Here is an 18,049-nt window from a genome sequence, read left to right as displayed (position 1 = left end):
CCGCTGCCGACGACGAGTGTGTACGACAGCGACCGCTACAACCGTCGAGAGGGGCCGCCGACGCCCGCGGAGTTCCAGCGTCTGCGTGCGGCCGCGGGAATGAGCGAACGACCGCGCGACGGCGTCGAGCGCGGCCTTCCGAACAGCCTGTACGCAGTTCGGATGGTCGACACCGACGCTGACCCGGACGCAGTCGACGCAGCAGACGCGAGCGTCACCGACGGGGAGGTGGTCGGGATGGCGCGGGTCGTCGGCGACGGCAGGTCGGTGTACCACGTCTGCGATATGGCGGTCCACCCGGACCACCAGCGCCGTGGCCTCGGGACGGCGCTGCTGCGTGCGGTCGACGCGTTCGTCGACGACGACGCTCCTCCGGGCGCGTACGTGAACCTCCTGGCGGACGTCGACGGCTTCTACGAGCGATTCGGCTACGAGGAGACTCGCCCAGCGTCGACGGGGATGTATCGACGAGTCGAGTGACGAGGCGGCGGGCGGCAACAACGAAGGATACAGAGTGCTATTGTCGCCAATTATTTACTCGCGATAGAATAACGCTTTTAGCGGCGCGCGTGGTAGCCGTGTGCATGAAAGCCATCGCTGTTCGTCGCGGGGAGGAGTCTCCCGCCCTGATCGAGAAGCCGACGCCGGAACCGGCAGACGGCGAGGCACTCGTCAGGACGCTTCGGGTCGGTGTCGACGGCACCGACTACGAGGTCATCTCCGGAAACCACGGCGGCTATCCGGAAGGTGAGGACCACATCGTCCTCGGGCACGAGGCCGTCGGCGTCGTCGAGGACCCCAACGGGACGGGCCTGGAGGCGGGCGACGTCGTCGTCCCCACGGTCCGACGCCGACCCAACGGCTCCAACGAGTACTTCGCGCGTGGTGAACCGGACATGGCCCCGGAGGGCTACTACCACGAACGTGGGATCGACGGCGAACACGGCTTTATGGCCGAGTACTTCACCAGTCCGGCCGAACATCTCGTCCACTGCCCGCCGGAACTGGCCGATCTGGGCTTTCTCGTCGAACCCGCGTCGATCACCGAGAAGGCGGTCGAACACGCTCGCGCGAGTCGCTCGGCGTTCGAGTGGTCGCCGGAGTCGCTGTTCGTCCTCGGCAACGGGAGCCTCGGTCTGCTGACGCTCGCGATGCTCGACGAGTCGTTCGACCGCACGTACTGTCTGGGGCGGCGCGACCGACCAGACCCGACGCTGGACATCCTCGACGAGTTGGGCGTGACGTACGTCGACTCCCGGCAGACGCCCGTCGACGAGGTGGCGGAGGCGTACGAGGGAATGGACTTCGTGTTCGAGGCGACCGGCTACGCCAAACACGCCTTCCAGACGATTCACGCACTCGCGCCCAACGGCGTCGGCGCGTTGTTGGGCGTCCCCAACGACTGGACGTTCGAGATGGACGGCGGCGCACTCCACCGCGAGTTCGTCCTCCACAACAAGGCGCTCGTGGGGTCGGTCAACTCCAACGTCCGCCACTTCGAGCGTGCGGTGGAGTCAGTTGCGGCGCTGCCAGAGTGGTTCACCGACGACCTCGTGACGGGAGTGTACGGACTCGACGACTACGAGCAAGCGTTCGTCGACGACGACACCACTATCAAGACGGCGGTGGAATTCGGCACACGATGAAGAACGTCGACGACCTCATCGACGAGGCGGCGGAGTTGGCCCAACGCGGCCTCTCGAAAGGAGAGATCGCAGACGAACTGAACGTCTCCCGGGAGACGGCGTCGTGGCTGGTCGACCGCTCGGGGGCAGAAGCCGCCGAGTCGGCCGACAGCGACGACTCGGCTCCGTCAGGTCCGAAGGACATCCACGTCGACTGGTCGGCCATCGGTCGCGACTCCACTCGCCTGACCCACATCGGGCGAGCGATGGCGGATCTGCTCGCGAAAGAGGGCGAGGAGGTCGACTTGACCGTCGGTATCGAGAAGGCGGGGACGCCGCTTGCGACGACCATCGCACGCGAACTCGACACGGACATGGCGGCGTACGCCCCCGCGAAACACCAGTGGAACGAGGGCGATATCGACGACGTCGGCGGCGGGTTCTCGCGTAACTTCGCGACCATCCGCAACCGCGAGTGTTACGTCGTCGACGACACCGTCACCTCGGGGACGACGCTGAGGGAGACGGTCGAGGCGGTCAAAGCTGAGGGCGGCGACCCCAAGGCCTGTGTCGTCATCGTCGACAAACAGGGACTCGACGACGTCGCGGGCGTCCCCGTCTACTCGCTCATCAACGTCGTCGGCGTCGGGCGCAACTGACCGGGCGGTGCCCTCCACGCCCGCAGACTCGCCTCCTGCCGAGACGGAGTCGACCGAGTCGAGCGACCGCACCGACGGCGCCGCGGCAGCCGTCACGTGGGACTTTTCTACCGACGCCGACCCCGTCTCGGGAGCGCTCGTTCTGTGTGCGGTCGGTCTGCTCGCCGGCATCCTCGTCGGCCCGTTGCTGGCGGTCGTCGCGATCGCGGTCGTGGCCGCCGTCTCCGGTGAGTTGCTGCTGTTGGCGATGCTCCTCGTGGCCGTCGTCGCCGGCCTCGCGTTGAACCGCGCGGAGGTCGCCGCGATGCGAATCGCAGACCACGGTGACCTCGGACACGGCTACGGGCGGCGCGGACTCGCGTTGGCACTCCTCGGTGGTGGGACGGCCCACGTCGTCGTGAACGTCCTCACGGGCGAGGTGTGGCTCAGCGGCGTGTTGTTCGCGGTCGGTATCGGCCTGTTGCTCGTCGCGGGCGTCCTCGTCGGCGAAGGCGAGGTCGACCCCGACGCGGGGGCCATCGAGTACGACGGCGACGACCTCCCACTCGACTCGATCCGATCGATCCATCCGATCGAGTTCGGCGACCGGGTCGTCGTGTTCGTGCGCTATCACGGCGGCGTGCCCACCGCCTCGCGCCTGCCGACGTTCTCTGCCGCGGCGTTCGACGCCGCGAAGCCGTTGTTGCGCGCGGGCGAACGAGCGACAGACGAGGACGCCGAGGATGGACTCCCGCGTGCGGTGCGGGTGACCGCCGCGGCGATGGGTGTCGGGACGCTCGCACTCGCTGGTGTGGTGTACGTCCTCGCGCCGCCGGACGTCCGCCCAGTCGTCGGCGTCCTCGCGGTTACGACGCTCCCCGTCACCGTCGTCCTCTGTTGGTACGCGTACTCCGGGTAATCACGGTCGCGGAAGACGACCCGACGCAACGCCTTTGTCCGGGAGTCGCCTACCTTGTGGTATGACGTTTCAGCCACAGAGCGAACTGACGGCAGAGGAGGCCAGGGAGCGCGTCCAGGAGGCGCTCGCGAACAACGACGTCGTCCTGTTCATGAAGGGGAACCGCCTGATGCCGCAGTGTGGCTACTCCAAGCGCGCGCTCGGACTCATCGGCCAACACGTCGAAGAGTTCGAAACGGTCGACGTGCTTCCGGCGCTGCCGGAGTTCCGCGAGGCGCTGGAGGCCGAGAGCGGGTGGGAGACCATCCCGCAGACGTTCGTCGACGGCGAGTTCGTCGGCGGCAGCGACATCCTCGCGGAACTCGACGAGCGCGGTGAACTCGCGGAGACCCTCGCTGGAGAAGCATAACAGCGCCGCTGTCGGTTGATTTGGGGATGTGGCGTCGGGTGAATCTGCGAGTCGGCCGTCGGGGACAGGTGTTTTAGGTGTCGGGTACGTAGATACCGGCGAGTAGGGCCAACCAGGACCACCGCCGTGACCGCGGCGGCACACGCGTCGCGCCCGTTGACCCCCGACCACCCAACACATGTCAGGCCGCGTATACAGACTCCACTCGACTCTCGAACTGCCACTCGAAGACCTCGAAGCGTACTTCGCGAACGATCCAGAACTGCCCGAGGAGATCGAAAACGTCGACATCACCCGCCGGAACAACACACTCATCCTGAAAGCCGTCTCGAACGACGAATCCATCGGCAAGTACACGCCGACCGCCCAACTGAAGGCGAGCGTCTCCGAGACGCGCGTGTACGAGGAGGAACCGCCCCGAACGGGCGGTGGCTGGATGCAAGAAGAAGAAGAAGAGATTCCCTCGGAACTCGTGGAGTTCGCCTGCTTCAAGGGCGACCGCGAGACGGTGTTGCAGAACACGGCGCTGCAGTTCCCGATGTTCCTCGTGCTTCGTGAGATCGCGCTTCGCTCCGAGAAGGGTACCCTCACTGCGATCACCGAGGTCGACGAGCAACTCGTCGCCCATCGCATCGTCGAAGGAGAGGAGCGTCCCGCCAGCGTCGAAGTCGTCGAGACGCCGAATCGCGACTCCGAGAAGGGCGGCGTCGAGTGGCGCGACAACAAGTTCATCAGCTAATTCCCGAGTGACGACGGTCCCGTCGTCTCGGGTGTCCATCGCGACCGCGTCGCATCCCGACCGGACGGTCGTGCCAAAAGACCTTTTGTGGTCTAATTATATTTCATTACCACGTATGGCAGAGTCACAGACGGAGTTCCCGGACTATCTGGACGTCGACTACACCGACGGCGAAGGCGAGACGCCCGAGGACTACCCCAGCATCGAGCACAAACTGGAGAAGGCGCTGGAGGTCGTCGAGACGGGCCTGCGCGAGTACGACAACCCCGCAGTGATGTGGACCGGCGGGAAGGACTCGACGCTCACGCTGTACTTCGTGAAAGAGGTCGTTGAGAAGTACGACGATCTGGAACTGCCGACCACGGTGTTCATCGACCACTACCAGCACTTCGACGAACTGATGGAGTTCGTCCGGCACTGGGCCGACGAGTGGGACCTGGAGGTTAAGTGGGCACGCAACGGGGACGTCGGCCAGTACGTCGACGAGAACGGCCTCGAACCCGGCGACGACATCCCCGTCTCGGAACTGTCCGAGCACAACCAGCACCACATCCGGAACATCCTCGAGTACGAGGAGGACACGTTCCCGTTCCTGCTGGACACGTACGTCGGCAACCACCTGCTGAAGACGGTCGCGCTCAACGACACGCTCGAGAGCGAGGACATCGACGGCATCATCTCGGGTATCCGCTGGGACGAACAGGAGGCACGCGCCGACGAGACGTTCTTCTCGCCGCGTCACGACCCCGACATCTACCCGCCCCACGACCGCATCCAGCCGATCCTCCAGTTCAAAGAGGCCGACGTGTGGGACGCGTTCTGGTACTTCGTCGTCCCCGAGACGGTCGAGGGCTACCCCGACGACGGCCACGTGCCGCAGGGCTTCGACGACCTGCCGGAGGGCATCGATATCGAGGACATCCCTGTCTCGCCGAAGTACTTCGCCGGGTTCCGCTCGCTGGGGTCGGAGATTTCGACGGACAAGTCCGCCGAAGAACCGGCGTGGCTGCAGGACATGGAGAACACGACCGAACGCGCCGGCCGCGCCCAGGACAAAGAGGACCTGATGGAGCGCCTGCGCGACCTCGGCTACATGTGATCTGAGGGGGACATCCGGGTCCGTGCCCGGCGGCTCGAAGGTTCGCGGTCGCCTCTCGAACTCGTCTTGTGTAGGTACTGAATACGCGGTCCCCGCGCGGTTATTTTGCGACTACCAATACGTCGTCTCGACGCGCATCTCTACTGTGAACGATTCACCAGCGACTGGATCGAACGACGTATCACGCAACGCCGACGGACCGGAGTGGGAGATGGACCCAGCCCTCGCCGAGAAACTCGCGGCGGCCGAAGATATCGTCTCGGAGGCGTTCGACGACTTCGACAACCTCGTCGTGCCGTGGACCGGGGGGAAAGACTCCACGCTCGTCCTCCACCTCGTCCGCCGGGTTGCGGCCGAGCGCGGTCTGCCGACGCCGCCCGTGGCGTTCGTCGACCACGGCGCACACTTCCCGGAGACGTGGGCGTTCATCGAACGCTGGACCGACGAGTGGGATCTGGACCTCCTGGTGGCGCAGTTCGAAGAACTCGCGGCGCACAACCACGGCACCGAACTCCGCGTCTCTGCGCTCTCGAACCGAACACGCACGGAACTGGAGCGCGTGGGCCACGAGGGCGACACGCTCGTCGTCGACGCCGACTCGCTGGCGGGGAATCACTTGCTCAAGACGGTCGCGTTCAACGACCTCCTCGCGCGCGAAGGATTCGACGCGGCGCTCACCGGCGTCCGCAGCGACGAGAGCGACGCCCGCGCCGACGAGACGGTTCGTTCGCCCCGCGGCGACGAACACACGCCCGAACACGTCCGCGTCCACCCCATCCTCGACTTCTCCGAGGCGGACGTGTGGGCCGCGATGTGGGGCGTCGTCGTGCCCGAGTCCGTCGAAGGCTACCCCGCAGGGTTCGTCCCCGCGGACGCGAGCGACCTCCCCGCGGAGTTCACGCCCGAGGCGCTTCCGGTGTCGCCGAAGTACTGGGAGGGCTACCGCTCGCTCGGCACCGAAGGTGGGTCGGCGAAGAGCGGCGACGAACCGGCGTGGCTCCAGTCACTCGGTGACGGCGGTGAACGCGCGGGTCGCGCACAGGAGAAGGAGGCGCTAATGGGCCACCTCCGCGACCTCGGCTACATGTAACTCCGCGACCGTCTCCAGCCTGCTACCGGTTTTCGACCCGTATTCAGTACTCATCGGTGAGCGGAATCTGCGTCCACCCGTCGCCGTCGCGGTCGGGACGCCCCGGACGTGGGGCAGGCGAAACCCCGCCAGCGGTGTCGCCGTCCGGTTCGGAGCCGCTGTCTGCACCGGATGACTCGGTCGACGCCGCACGTCGCTGCAAGCGTTCGATCCGGTCGTCCATCGGCGGGTGCGTCGAGAGCCACTGCGCCAGTCGCGAGTCACTCCCGCCGTCCGACTGGTACACGGGAGCGAACGGCACCGACCGCTCGCTCGCCCGGTCGAGTCGGCGGAGGGCGCTCGCCAGCGCCAGCGGACTGCCGGTCACCTCCACCGCGCGGTCGTCGGCGGCGTGTTCGCGACGGCGGGAGTACGCGCGCAACAACAGCGTCAGGCTGAGCAACAGGAGCGTGAGCGCCTGCGAGATGCTGACGTGAACCCGGCCGGGGAGCGTCCGATGCCACATTCCGGGCCTCCCGTCGACGAGCGCCAGGCCGCGGGCGAACCCTCCAGAGAGAAACGACACGGGCGACAGCGCGATGCTGACGAGGCCGACGACGGTCTGGACTACGCTGTAGCCGAGCGTCTGTGCGAGGCCGTCGCGGCCCTCGATGTGCGCGAGTTCGTGGGCCAACACACCCTCAAGTTGCTCGGTGGTCAACACCCCGAACAGCGAGTAGTCGATGACGAGTGCGGGGTGTGGCCCACCCATCGCGAACGCGTTCGGTTCGTCGAGACGCGCCACGAACACGCGAGGTCGGTCGAGCGACATCCGCGCCGTCAAGGAGTCGAGGATGTCGTACACCTCGGGCGCGTGACTCCGTGGCAGTTCGCGGGCGTCCAGTCCGACGAGGGTTCGGCCCGTCCCGAAGCGGTAGGTGAGATAGCCCGAGGCAAGCGTGCCGATCAGAAACATCGACACGAGTGTGAGCAGTCCCGGTCGGTTCTCCCACAGGAAGCGAGCGACGACCGTGACGCCGTACGTCGCGAGGAGGTAGAAGCCGATGGTGAACGCGCCGGCCAGTGCCATCGCCGTCCGAACGCCGAGGCCTGCGCGCGGAGACTGCGACATCTCGATCGATACAGGGTACGACTGTGAGCGACAAACCGCTGTCGGTGATTTCCGCCGGGCGAACCGTCACGGGTAAGGACGCATCGCCGCCTACCCGACGTATGAGCGACGAGGCGGAGACGACTGAGGCGGGCGCGTACGTCGGACTGTTCTCCGGCGGCAAAGACTCCTCGTGGGCGGTGTACCGAGCGTTGGCGGACGGCCTCCCCGTCGAGCGACTGCTGACGGTCCACCCCGCGGGCGACTCGTACATGTACCACGTCCCCGAGACGCGACTCGCGCGACTCGCCGCCGAGAGCATCGGCATCCCGCTGGTCGAGGTCGAACCCGACGACTTCGACGCGGGCGCGACGACCGACTCGGGCGAACAAGGCGACAGCGAACTGGAACCGATGGAGGCGGCGTTGACCAAACTCGCTGATGAGATTCCGCTCGCAGGCGTGACCGCAGGAGCCGTCGAATCGGAGTTCCAGACGAGTCGGATCGAGGCGATGTGCGAGCGCCTCGGCATCGACCTGTACGCGCCGCTGTGGCAAGAGGACCCCCGCGAACTGGCCGACTCGATGCTGGAGGCTGGCTTCGAGATAACCATCCTGCAGGTCGCCGCCGCCGGCCTCGACGAGTCGTGGCTCGGGCGGACGCTCGACCGCGAGGCAATAGCGGAGTTGGAGACGCTCAACGACGAGTACGGCGTCCACATCCTCGGGGAGGGTGGGGAGTTCGAGACGTTCGTCACCGACGGGCCACACATGTCGCGGCCGATCGAGTTGGAGTACGACACCGAGTGGGAGGGGACGCGAGGCCGCATCCGCGTGACGGACGCACGACTGGGTGAGCGGTAGTTCAGAGTCGGCGACGGCCCGACTACAGCAGAGAAACAGGGAACTCAGCCAGCAGCCGTCAGTTACGGAGCTTCGAGTGTGCGCCGATGAGCGCACCCGACAGGTCGAGGCCGTTGACGACCGTCTCCTCGTCGATGATGCTGCGCCGTACGTCGGCGTCGTGGATGGTCGCGTTCTTGAACACGACCGACTCCTCGAGCGTGGAGTCGGTTATCTCCGCGCCGCCGAGGACGTACACGTCGTCGCGAATCTCCGTGTCTTCGACGGTCGCGTCGGGGTGGATGAACGACTCGCCGCCGAGGTTCCACGAGACGGCGTCGAGGTAGCTCTCGGGCGTGCCGATGTCGAACCACGCCTCGTCGAAGGTGAACGCGTGAACTGGCTGACGCGACTGGAGCCACTGGATGAACCAACCTGGCTCGTCGGGGTTGTTGCCGCTCGAGAGGTACTCCTCGAAGTCCGGGAGCGTCTCTCGGGGGAACGCGTAGCAGGCGATGGAGACGAGCGTGCTCTTGGGTTCTTCGGGCTTTTCCTGGAAGTCGACGACGCGGTCGCCCTCGAGTTGGACGAGGCCGTAACTCTTCGCGCGCTCGCGCGATCCCACGTCGTAGGCGGCAAGCGTCGGCGTGCCCTTCTGTTCGAAGAAGTCGATGAAGTCGGCCAGATCGTAGGAGATGAGATTGTCGCCGGCGACGACCAACAGGTCGTCGTCGACTCCCTCGCGGTCGATGAGTTGTGCGAGTGCACCGACGACGCCGAACTTCTCGGACTCGGCGCTGGTGTCTTCGACCGAGACGGTCGGCTTCTCGAACCGGGACTCGGCGATGTACGACTCGAACTCCTCGCCGAACCGTTCGTTCGTCGAGACGAACACCTCGTCGACGCGGTCGTCCGCCTCGAGGTCCTCGAATATCTCGTCGATGACCGTCCCTTCACCGACCGGGAGGAACATCTTCGGTCGGTTTCGAGTGATCGGCCACATCCTCGTTGCATACCCGCCTGCGAGTACGACGGCTTTCATACGGCCCACGTTACGCGCATCCATCAAGGGTCTTTCTTCTCTCGGTTGTCAATCTCCCGATAAAATCCGCGATGGAGGCGACGAGGCCGAAAACGATTCACCCGACTCGCCCGTCCAGACGGTATGCCCGAACGGACGACTCGCGAACGGATCGCGGACGCGCTTCGCGACCGGCCGCTCTCCGGAAGCGCTCTGGCCGCCGAGTTCGATGTGACCCGCGCTACCGTGTACGACCACCTCGAACACGTCGCGCAGTCGCTCCCCGACGGCGAGGAGTTTCTGGTCGCTCCGCCGGAGTGCGGTGACTGCGGCTTCAGCGGGTTCGACGACCCCGTTAACGTGCCCTCGCGGTGTCCCGAGTGTAAAAGCGAGAGTATCGAAGAACCGGTGTTCGTGATCGAAGCGGACGACTGACCCGTCTCCTCGACGGCGGTAACTCGCTTACGCCGGGAGTTCGACGCCCAGTTCGGCGAGCAACGTCTCGGCGGCCGCCGCCGAAGAACCAGGTCCGCGAGCGGTGACGAGGTCGCCGTCGACGGTGACGCTCGTGTCAGAATCGAGTTCCGCGTCGAAGTTGCCGCCGGCGGCGACGACCTCGTCTTCGACCCAGTACGGGAGTTTCCGGCCGTCGATGCGGTCGAACTCGTCGACGATTCCCTCCTCCCACTCGTTGGGGAAGCCGGTCACGTCGCGGCCGTCGACGAGGTACCCGCCGTCGTCGGTCCGGGTGAACCCGAGGATACCGACCGCGTGACAGACGACGAGTGCGACGCCGTCGTCGCCGGCGACGGCCGTGCGGAGTGCCTCGCGCGCGTGCACGTCTTGGTTGATGTCCCACTCCGTGCCGTGCCCACCGGGGAAGACGACGGCGTCGTAGTCGGCGGCGTCGACCGCGGCGAGCGGTTCGGGATTCTGCAGTCGTTCGTCCGTCTCGTGAATCTCGCGGAACTCGGCGACCGTCTCCTCGCCCACGACTTCGGGGTCGAGGGACCGTTCGTCGACGACCGGCGGCGACCCCGACGGTGTCGCAACGGTGACGTCGACGCCGGCGGCGTCGAGCGTCGTGAGCGGTTCGATACACTCCTCTGCCCAGTACCCTTCCTCGCTGACGACGAACAACGCGCTGTGTGAGTCGCTCATCCGTCCTTCCCTCCGGTCGCCACTCGAAAAACCGTGTTGGCGGCGGAACTCCGCCGGCGAACTCCGAGTGGAGCCGTTCGTGCGGCCGGGCCCGCGTCGTTTATCACTCACCCCCAGTAACGACGGCTATGGCAGTTGGGACGCGCACGGTGCTCGCCATCATCGGCGGTATCGTGTTGACCGTCGGTGTGTACCTCCACGCCAGCGACCGGACGGACGCCGGCTATGCGGCGATGGCGATGGGGTTCGCGACCGCTGCGGCGTGGGCGTTTCTGGGGATGGAACTGGCACAGCAAGGGGTCGACTCGGCTCCCGCGACCACGTACCTCTCCGGCGGGATGGCGGCGGTGACGCTCGCGATGTACTTCGGACTCCGTGCGCGGTCGGGCATTCGTGGCGAATAGCGTTCGCGACTCGCACCCGCCCGTTCGAAGCCACGAGATTGCTGGCGAACCTGCTTGTTGCTGCACACGAAACTGCTGCTAAGCGCCGCAGCCGTTCGCTCGGTTTCGGATGCGGCTTATTTCGCGCGAATAACTATTCGATACAATAGTAGTATATAGACCGGACAAACGACCGCCTTAGCGACGAAAACATGGACTCTCGCTCGGTGGGGGCGGTGAGAATGTCCGGACTTTCCTGAATCCTCATGAGAGAAACCCCCATGCTTAAGTGTGGGATTCCATAACGAATGCTCGTATGTCAGAAGAAAAATCTGGTTCCAGTCGGCGCCGGTTCCTGCAGGGAACTGGTGTCGCAGCGGTCTCCGTTGGCCTCGCCGGTTGTTCCGGCGGCGGCAGTGAAGAGACGGAGGCGACTGATACTCCCGAATCGGAGACGACCGAAGACAGTACGCCGACCGAAGTCGACGACAGCGCGGACGTGCCGACCGGCGGCATCTTCAACTTCGGGATGGGCACCGCGCCCAAGGGCATCAACGTCCTCGCGACGTCTTCCGCGTACTCCGGCGTCATCACCGACCAGATCTACGAGACCGGGACGACGACCGACCCGGTCAACTTCGAGGTCCACCCGAACGTCTTCACCGACTGGACGTTCGAGCAGCTCGAAGACGGCGACTCCGACGAGAACGACCAACCTAACGTCAGCATCAAGTTCAACGTCCGCACGGACGGCCTGACGTGGAACGACGGCACCGAGTTCACCGTCGAGGACGTCGTCTGGTCGTACAACTACCTGATGGATCAGGAGCCCGGTGGCTTCATCTCGATCATCAGCCCGATTATGTCCGTCGAGCAGTCGGATGACGACTGGGACGTCGAGATGATCCTCGACAAGCCGATCGGCACCTACGCCTCCTCGCAGCTCGCGCTCCCGCTCCTGCCGCAGCACAAGTGGGAGGGCGTCGAGGACTTCAACACGTATACGCCGTACGAGAACGGCGGTCCCGTCGGTCTCGGTCCGGGTGTCGTCACCCGCTACGAGCCCGACACGTCCATCGAGATTTCGTACGCCGACCGCGAGGGCGAGTACAACCTCTCGGAACTCGAATGGCGCAGTGAGGTCCCCGGCATGCGCTCCGGCGGTCCGTTCATCGACGCCGTCCGCATCTCGGTGTACTCCTCGACGTCTGCACTCACGCAGGCGTTCTTCGAGGGCGACATCGACTCGATATACAGCGGTATCCGCACCTCGCGCATCGAGGACGTCCAGAACACGGAGGGCCTCAGCCTCGTCGACGGGTTCGACACCGGCTACGGCCACTACTCGATGAACCTGCGCACGACGCCGCTCGACGACACGGCGTTCCGTCAGGTCCTCGGGTTCGCCTTCGACGACATCTACTGGACGCAGCGCCTCCAGCGCGGCTACGCCCAGGAGGGCGACTTCATTATGCCGCCTGGCTACACTGCAGTTCGGCCCGAGACGGGAACCGACCAGTCGCGTCTCACGGGCGACTCCACGCAGGCGTTCACGTTCCGGCAGTCGAGTCCGGGCGTCCCGGACGTTGAGGGCATCCGCTCGTTCCTCACCGACGGGAAGGTCATCTCCGGCGAGAGCGGAACCTTCGTCGGGCAGGAGTACCCCGGTAGCTTGACCGGCGTCACCGCCGGGCAGACCGAGGCGAAACACGACTACACCTTCGGCTCCGTCGAGTCCGAGGTCCTGCGTCAGTCCGACCAGAACCCGGATCAGGAGATTCGCGTGAACGGCCAGACGATCACCGAGATCAACGGCGGCCCGCTCACGATGTTCGTCTACCCGGCGGCCGACTCGCCGCAGACGGCGAAGATGGTCCAGAACTTCATCGCCTCCCTGCAGTCGGTCGGGATTCCGATCAACCGCCAGGTGATGTCGTTCAACACGATGCTCGGTAAGGTGTACGGCGAGGAGGACTTCGACATCTTCCCGATGGGCTGGGTCAACCTGTCGCCGTTCGCGACGAGTACCCTGTACAGCCTGTTCCACTCGGACAACGCCGACGACCACTCGACGAAGGACACCGGCGACACGAACAACACCGACACGCTGCTCAACAACCCGATGGGGTACGGCCTCTTCGAGGACGCGGGTGCCGACGACCTCATCTCGGAGGCTCGCAGTACCCTCGACGCCGAGGAACGTAACGACGTCTCCCGGCAGGCCGTCGAGCGCATCTACCTCGACTTCCCGACGATGGTCACCTCCTACGACGTGACCAAGTGGCCGATCAACTCCGCCGACTGGGCGGGCTACGTCGGCAACATCCCCGGTCCGGGGTCGACGTACCTGGCGACGCAGTTCCTCCAGCTCTACCAGAGCCAGGAGTAACGAGTCGAAGTCGGCGCGTTCCCTTCACGTCGACGACGCGTGCGGCGCCGGACGCCTCGCCCCCGCCGAGGTGTCTAACGGCGCCGACGGGTCCTGCACGAACGATGCAACAACTTCATACCAACGGCTTCGTCAATAACCAGTACGCAGCGCGGTCACCATACGCATGACCAGAATCAGTGGAAAATACCTCGCCAAACGGATCGTCGTTTCGTACCTGACGCTCCTGGTAATTATGTCGCTGCTGTTCGTCCTCCTGCGAAGCATGCCCGGCTCGTTTATCACGAGTATGATCACTTCGGGGATGACCGGCGAACAGATCGAGCGCATCCGGGAGACGTGGGGACTGAACGAACCATTATGGAGACAGTACCTACAGTTTATGATCAACTACCAGACCGGGAACTTCGGCCGGTCCCCGACCTACAACACGGCGGTGGCGGACCTGATCATCCGCCGGATGCCGCGGACGCTCGTGCTGTTCGGGTCGACGTTCATCATCGGGTTCATCGTCGGCCCGCTGGTCGGGATGTATCTCGGCTGGTGGCGCGGGTCCACGAAGGACAAGTCGATCTTCAGCACGTCGCTGCTGCTGTACTCGATGCCCGCCTTCTGGATCTCGTGGCTGTTCATCTGGGTGCTCAACTACGAACTCGGCTGGTTGCCCAGCGCGTACATGTTCACCCAGTTCCCCGAGTTCGAGTGGACCGCGTTCACGGTCATGCGTGACGTGATGTACCACATCGCACTCCCGATCATCAGCCTGACCTTCATCGGGTGGGTGGGTTCGATGCTCATCATGCGACCGACGATGAACCAGGTCACTGACGAGGGGTACGTCTTCCTCGCTCGCGCGAAGGGCCTCTCGGAGCGGACGGTGATGGTCAAACACGCCGCTCGTAACGCACTCATCCCGGTCGCGACCGGCGCAGTCGTCAGTCTCGCGTTCCTCATCGACGGATCGGTGATTATCGAGAACGTGTTCAACTGGCCGGGGATGGGACAGATCATCGTCTCGGCAGTGCTCAACCGGGACTTCCCGGTCGCACAGGCGGTGTTCTTCATGCTCGCACTGCTGGTCGTGGTGATGCGACTACTCACCGACGTCATCTACACGTATCTCGACCCCCGAATCAAGTTCGGGGAGGGTGAATAATGGCAACGCAACAGGAATCATCCGGACCGGACGGCGAATCGTTCAAGAAGCGCTGGGAGCCCCGAATCGAGCGACTCCGGCGCGGCTGGAGTCGCTTCACCGAGCACCGCATCGGCGTGCTCGGCCTCGTGATTCTCGTCACGTACACGCTGTGGGCGCTCGTGCCTGGACTGTTCGCGCCGCACTCTCCGGAGTGGATCGCGTACCTCGGTGAGCCACCGTTCGACCGGCGACTGACCGCCGAGCAGATCCGCTCGTTGCCGCACCCGCCAGCGTTCGGTGACCCGTTCTTCGCCCCGCTTGGGACGAACGCCAACGGCTACGGCATCCTCACGCTGGTCATCTACTCGGCGAAGAACGCGATGTACATCGGCCTCGCGGCGGGCCTGCTGTCGAGTCTCGTCGGCGTCCCCCTGGGACTCATCTCGGGCTTCTACGGCGACACCTGGATCGACGAGGCCATCCAGCGGTTCGTCGACATCATGTACGGCCTGCCGTTCCTGCCGTTCCTCATCGTGTTGGTCGCCATCCGCGGCATCACGACGACGAACATCATCATCGGCATCGCCGTCACCTCGTGGCTGAACAACTGCATCACGATCCGTGGAGAGACGCTCTCGTTGAAGGAGCGCTCGTACGTCGAGTCCGCGAAGGTCGCGGGCGCGTCAGACACGCGGATCATCTTCCGGCACATTATGCCGAACGTGCTCCCAATCTCGTTCGTGTTCCTCGCACAGGACGCCGCGGGCGCGGTCATCGCGCAGGCGTCGCTGGCGTACCTGGGACTCGCGGACTTCACCGCCAACTCCTGGGGGATTATGCTCGAGAACATCAAGTCCTCGGGGTACGTGTTCAAAGCCTGGTGGTGGCTCATCCCGCCGGGTGTCGCCCTGATGCTGATGGCTGCATCGTTCTACTTCATCGGCTTCTCGATGGAGGACGTGACCAACCCGCAGCGGTAACCCGATCAGAGACCACTTTCCAATGACACTACTCGAAGTAGACGACCTGTCGATCCGATACGCGGTCGACGACGGCTCGGCGGTCCACGCGGCCGACGAGGTGAACTTCTCCGTCGAACGCGGCGAGACGTACGGGCTGGTCGGCGAGTCCGGTTGTGGGAAGACCACGCTCGCGAAAGGGCTCGTCCACCTGCTCGACGACAACGGCTCCATCTCCGGCGGCCACGTCTGGTTCGACGGCACCCTCCCGCAGTGGGCCGACGACAACGGCGAGGCCAAACAGTCCGTCATCGACGACCCGAACAAGCCCGTTCGCGAGGACGGCAAGACGGATCTGGCGGCGCTGTCGAACAAACAGATCCGCGACATCCGCTGGCGCGACATCGCCATCATCCCGCAGTCGGCGATGAACGCGCTGAACCCGGTGTACAAGGTCGGCGATCAGATCGTCGAGGCGATCCTCCGACACGAACCGGAGACGACCGCCGAAGAGGCGCACGAACGCGCCCGAGACCTGTTAGAGCGCGTCGGCATCGAACCCGACCGCGCCGACGACTACGCCCACCAGTTCTCCGGCGGGATGAAACAACGCGCTGTCATCGCGATGGCGATGGCGTGTGGTCCGGATCTCCTCATCGCCGACGAGCCGACGACCGCGCTCGACGTGATCATCCAAGATCGCATCCTCGAGGAACTGGAGAAGTTGCAAGAGGAGTTCGGCGTCTCCATCCTCGTCATCAGTCACGACATCTCGGTGATGGCCGAGATCTGTGACCGGATGGCCGTGATGTACGGCGGGAAGGTGATGGAGTCGGGACCGAAAGACGAGATCTTCGGCGAGACCGCCAACCCCTACACGCTGGGACTGAAGAACTCGTTCCCGACGATCACCTCGGCCGACCAAGACCTCGTGTCGATCCCCGGCACACCGCCGACGCTACGCGACCCCGACGCTGGCTGCCGCTTCCGCGAACGGTGTCCGTTCGCCATCGAGGAGTGCCACGCCAGCCACCCACCGATGTACGACGTCGAAGCCGCGGAGTCGGTGGGCCAACTGCAGGAGGCCACCGACACACGCGCCCATCGCTCGGCGTGTTACCGTATCGACGAACTCGAACAACTGCGAACTGACGCACTGGAGGAATCCACATGGACCGAGCAGAGGATCGAGAGCCGCTAGTAGAGATCGACGGGCTGCAGAAGCTCTTCGACCAGTCGCAGGGCGTCGTCGACACCCTGCTGGGTCGAGAGCCACAGCCAGTCCGCGCAGTCGACGGTGTCTCGCTCGACATCTGCAAGGGCGACATCGTCGGCATCGCGGGCGAGTCTGGCTGTGGGAAGACCACCCTCGGGAAGATGTTGGTGAAGCTCCACGAGCCGACGGACGGGACGATCCGGTTCGACGGCAACGACATCACCGACATGACTCGCGAGGAGGAACGCTCGTTCCGCAAGCGCGTGCAGATGATCTTCCAGGACCCGTTCGAGTCACTCAACCCTCGGATGACGGTGTACGACACCGTCGCCGAACCGCTCAAGATCAACGATATGATCGAGGGGTACGAAGAGCGACGCGAGCGCGTCAAGCAGGTGCTGGAAGACGTCGGCCTCGGCCCCGCCGAGGTGTACCTCGACGCGTTCCCAGACGAACTCTCGGGCGGTGAGCGACAGCGCGTCGCCATCGCGCGGGCGCTCGTCGTCGACCCGGACTTCATCGTCTGTGACGAACCGGTGTCGATGCTGGACGTGTCTATCCGCGCGGGCGTGCTCAACCTGATGAAGCGCCTGCAGGCGGAGTACGACCTCACGTACCTGTTCATCAGTCACGACCTCTCGCTCATCCGGTACATGTGCGACCGCGCCGGTATCATGTACCTCGGCAATATGGTCGAGCAGGGGCCGACGGACGACCTCATCGACGACCCCAAACACCCGTACACGGAGGCGCTGTTCGACGCGGTGCCCGACGTGGAACTGGGCGAGGAGCGCCGCCGCGCGAACGCGACCGGCGAGGTGCCGTCGCCGCGGAACCCGCCGAGCGGCTGTCGCTACCACCCACGGTGTGCCCACATCATCCCGCCAGACCGCTGGCAGGGCAGCCAGGAGGCGTTCCGCCGCGCCTACCAGTTCAAACTGAAACTGCGACGCGGCGACATCGACCCCGACACGGCCGCGAACGACGCAGCGACGGTCGTCGAAGAGGGGCTGACCCTCGACGTGCCAGAAGAGTACCGCACGGACGAGGAGATAGACTCCGGCGGTACTCGTGTCGATATGAGTTCGCTGGACCTGCCGGCGGACGCACACACTGCGCTGACCGAGGCCGCCGAGGCGGTCATCGGTGGTGACACCGACGCCGCACTGTCGGCGCTCGACGACGTGGTCACCACGCCGTGTGAGTCACGGCAGCCACAGCCGCAGCCGTCCGGAACGCGGCAGGTGGCGTGTCACCTGTACGACGACGCCTCCTTCGAGCATCTGGACAGTTCCGAGGCCGACTTCGGAGCCGCCGCGGCGGAGGACTAA

19 protein-coding genes are annotated in these 18,049 nt (G+C 65.1%); 16 read left to right on the top strand and 3 right to left on the bottom strand.

Going from position 1 to position 18,049, the window contains the following annotated elements; translation table 11 throughout:
* The first annotated feature begins 18 nt into the window (after positions 1-18).
* The 8 genes from P0D77_RS11520 (at position 19) to P0D77_RS11485 (ending at position 6,519) form a co-directional block, all read left to right on the top strand.
* Positions 19-480 carry a GNAT family N-acetyltransferase gene (locus P0D77_RS11520; protein ID WP_277553221.1) on the top strand — a complete coding sequence of 154 codons (462 nt, stop codon included), beginning with the start codon at positions 19-21 and terminating at the stop codon, positions 478-480.
* A gap of 104 nt (positions 481-584) precedes the next feature.
* On the top strand, positions 585-1,646 hold the full coding sequence (locus tag P0D77_RS11515; protein ID WP_277553220.1) for a glucose 1-dehydrogenase: 1,062 nt from the start codon (positions 585-587) through the stop codon (positions 1,644-1,646).
* A complete protein-coding gene (gene gfcR / locus P0D77_RS11510) occupies positions 1,643-2,284 on the top strand; it encodes a transcriptional regulator GfcR (RefSeq protein WP_277553219.1) in 642 nt (213 codons plus the stop codon). Before P0D77_RS11515 ends, gfcR begins: the two co-directional genes overlap by 4 nt.
* Positions 2,285-2,291: 7 nt before the next feature.
* Positions 2,292-3,182, top strand: coding sequence for a hypothetical protein (locus tag P0D77_RS11505; RefSeq protein ID WP_277553218.1), 891 nt, complete (start codon positions 2,292-2,294; stop codon positions 3,180-3,182).
* A gap of 61 nt (positions 3,183-3,243) precedes the next feature.
* The gene (locus P0D77_RS11500) at positions 3,244-3,591 is read left to right on the top strand and encodes a glutaredoxin family protein (RefSeq protein WP_277553217.1); all 348 of its coding nucleotides are present in this window, start codon (positions 3,244-3,246) and stop codon (positions 3,589-3,591) included.
* 178 nt (positions 3,592-3,769) lie between these two features.
* Positions 3,770-4,330, top strand: coding sequence for a DUF7110 family protein (locus P0D77_RS11495; protein ID WP_277553216.1), 561 nt, complete (start codon positions 3,770-3,772; stop codon positions 4,328-4,330).
* Between the two features lie 115 nt (positions 4,331-4,445).
* A complete protein-coding gene (locus P0D77_RS11490) occupies positions 4,446-5,429 on the top strand; it encodes a phosphoadenosine phosphosulfate reductase family protein (RefSeq protein WP_277553215.1) in 984 nt (327 codons plus the stop codon).
* A 145-nt stretch (positions 5,430-5,574) separates the two neighbouring features.
* Positions 5,575-6,519 carry a phosphoadenosine phosphosulfate reductase family protein gene (locus P0D77_RS11485; protein WP_277553214.1) on the top strand — a complete coding sequence of 315 codons (945 nt, stop codon included), beginning with the start codon at positions 5,575-5,577 and terminating at the stop codon, positions 6,517-6,519.
* A gap of 43 nt (positions 6,520-6,562) precedes the next feature.
* Here the strand turns inward: P0D77_RS11485 and P0D77_RS11480 are convergent, their stop codons facing one another.
* A complete protein-coding gene (locus P0D77_RS11480) occupies positions 6,563-7,588 on the bottom strand; it encodes a M48 family metallopeptidase (RefSeq protein ID WP_277553213.1) in 1,026 nt (341 codons plus the stop codon).
* A 143-nt stretch (positions 7,589-7,731) separates the two neighbouring features.
* Here P0D77_RS11480 and P0D77_RS11475 point away from each other — a divergent pair, with 143 nt between their 5' ends.
* Positions 7,732-8,472, top strand: a complete 741-nt coding sequence (locus P0D77_RS11475; protein WP_277553212.1) for a diphthine--ammonia ligase — start codon at positions 7,732-7,734, stop codon at positions 8,470-8,472.
* Positions 8,473-8,530: 58 nt separating this feature from the next.
* Here the strand turns inward: P0D77_RS11475 and P0D77_RS11470 are convergent, their stop codons facing one another.
* The gene (locus P0D77_RS11470) at positions 8,531-9,493 is read right to left on the bottom strand and encodes a nucleotidyltransferase family protein (RefSeq protein WP_277553211.1); all 963 of its coding nucleotides are present in this window, start codon (positions 9,491-9,493) and stop codon (positions 8,531-8,533) included.
* Positions 9,494-9,616: 123 nt separating this feature from the next.
* Between P0D77_RS11470 and P0D77_RS11465 the strand changes: the two genes are divergently transcribed.
* Positions 9,617-9,907 (top strand): transcriptional regulator, encoded by a 291-nt coding sequence (locus P0D77_RS11465; protein ID WP_277553210.1) that lies wholly within the window; start codon positions 9,617-9,619, stop codon positions 9,905-9,907.
* Positions 9,908-9,934: 27 nt separating this feature from the next.
* Here the strand turns inward: P0D77_RS11465 and P0D77_RS11460 are convergent, their stop codons facing one another.
* Positions 9,935-10,633, bottom strand: a complete 699-nt coding sequence (locus P0D77_RS11460) for a DJ-1/PfpI family protein (RefSeq protein ID WP_277553209.1) — start codon at positions 10,631-10,633, stop codon at positions 9,935-9,937.
* A 128-nt stretch (positions 10,634-10,761) separates the two neighbouring features.
* Here P0D77_RS11460 and P0D77_RS11455 point away from each other — a divergent pair, with 128 nt between their 5' ends.
* The 6 genes from P0D77_RS11455 (at position 10,762) to P0D77_RS11430 (ending at position 18,049) form a co-directional block, all read left to right on the top strand.
* The gene (locus P0D77_RS11455) at positions 10,762-11,037 is read left to right on the top strand and encodes a hypothetical protein (RefSeq protein ID WP_277553208.1); all 276 of its coding nucleotides are present in this window, start codon (positions 10,762-10,764) and stop codon (positions 11,035-11,037) included.
* A 295-nt stretch (positions 11,038-11,332) separates the two neighbouring features.
* The gene (locus P0D77_RS11450) at positions 11,333-13,405 is read left to right on the top strand and encodes an ABC transporter substrate-binding protein (protein ID WP_277553207.1); all 2,073 of its coding nucleotides are present in this window, start codon (positions 11,333-11,335) and stop codon (positions 13,403-13,405) included.
* 166 nt (positions 13,406-13,571) lie between these two features.
* Positions 13,572-14,561, top strand: a complete 990-nt coding sequence (locus tag P0D77_RS11445; RefSeq protein WP_277553206.1) for an ABC transporter permease — start codon at positions 13,572-13,574, stop codon at positions 14,559-14,561.
* Positions 14,561-15,523: an ABC transporter permease gene (locus P0D77_RS11440; protein ID WP_277553205.1), complete on the top strand. Its 963-nt coding sequence runs from the start codon at positions 14,561-14,563 to the stop codon at positions 15,521-15,523. Before P0D77_RS11445 ends, P0D77_RS11440 begins: the two co-directional genes overlap by 1 nt.
* A 22-nt stretch (positions 15,524-15,545) precedes the next feature.
* Positions 15,546-16,703 (top strand): ABC transporter ATP-binding protein, encoded by a 1,158-nt coding sequence (locus P0D77_RS11435; RefSeq protein ID WP_277553204.1) that lies wholly within the window; start codon positions 15,546-15,548, stop codon positions 16,701-16,703.
* The gene (locus P0D77_RS11430; RefSeq protein ID WP_277553203.1) at positions 16,673-18,049 is read left to right on the top strand and encodes an ABC transporter ATP-binding protein; all 1,377 of its coding nucleotides are present in this window, start codon (positions 16,673-16,675) and stop codon (positions 18,047-18,049) included. The genes P0D77_RS11435 and P0D77_RS11430 overlap by 31 nt, the downstream gene beginning before the upstream one ends.

This window comes from Halobaculum limi, from assembly GCF_029490015.1.
Taxonomy (GTDB): Archaea; Halobacteriota; Halobacteria; order Halobacteriales; family Haloferacaceae; genus Halobaculum; species Halobaculum limi.
Note: the sequence above shows the minus strand (reverse complement) of the source record. Positions and strands in the feature narration are given on the sequence as shown.

Coding starts and splice junctions, on each gene's coding strand:
- P0D77_RS11515 (WP_277553220.1), top strand. CDS start 585: ATGAAAGCCATCGCTGTTCGTCGCGGGGAGGAGTCTCCCGCCCTGATC.
- gfcR (WP_277553219.1), top strand. CDS start 1,643: ATGAAGAACGTCGACGACCTCATCGACGAGGCGGCGGAGTTGGCCCAA.
- P0D77_RS11500 (WP_277553217.1), top strand. CDS start 3,244: ATGACGTTTCAGCCACAGAGCGAACTGACGGCAGAGGAGGCCAGGGAG.
- P0D77_RS11495 (WP_277553216.1), top strand. CDS start 3,770: ATGTCAGGCCGCGTATACAGACTCCACTCGACTCTCGAACTGCCACTC.
- P0D77_RS11490 (WP_277553215.1), top strand. CDS start 4,446: ATGGCAGAGTCACAGACGGAGTTCCCGGACTATCTGGACGTCGACTAC.
- P0D77_RS11480 (WP_277553213.1), bottom strand. CDS start 7,588: ATGGCACTGGCCGGCGCGTTCACCATCGGCTTCTACCTCCTCGCGACG.
- P0D77_RS11475 (WP_277553212.1), top strand. CDS start 7,732: ATGAGCGACGAGGCGGAGACGACTGAGGCGGGCGCGTACGTCGGACTG.
- P0D77_RS11470 (WP_277553211.1), bottom strand. CDS start 9,493: ATGAAAGCCGTCGTACTCGCAGGCGGGTATGCAACGAGGATGTGGCCG.
- P0D77_RS11465 (WP_277553210.1), top strand. CDS start 9,617: ATGCCCGAACGGACGACTCGCGAACGGATCGCGGACGCGCTTCGCGAC.
- P0D77_RS11460 (WP_277553209.1), bottom strand. CDS start 10,633: ATGAGCGACTCACACAGCGCGTTGTTCGTCGTCAGCGAGGAAGGGTAC.
- P0D77_RS11455 (WP_277553208.1), top strand. CDS start 10,762: ATGGCAGTTGGGACGCGCACGGTGCTCGCCATCATCGGCGGTATCGTG.
- P0D77_RS11450 (WP_277553207.1), top strand. CDS start 11,333: ATGTCAGAAGAAAAATCTGGTTCCAGTCGGCGCCGGTTCCTGCAGGGA.
- P0D77_RS11445 (WP_277553206.1), top strand. CDS start 13,572: ATGACCAGAATCAGTGGAAAATACCTCGCCAAACGGATCGTCGTTTCG.
- P0D77_RS11440 (WP_277553205.1), top strand. CDS start 14,561: ATGGCAACGCAACAGGAATCATCCGGACCGGACGGCGAATCGTTCAAG.
- P0D77_RS11435 (WP_277553204.1), top strand. CDS start 15,546: ATGACACTACTCGAAGTAGACGACCTGTCGATCCGATACGCGGTCGAC.
- P0D77_RS11430 (WP_277553203.1), top strand. CDS start 16,673: ATGGACCGAGCAGAGGATCGAGAGCCGCTAGTAGAGATCGACGGGCTG.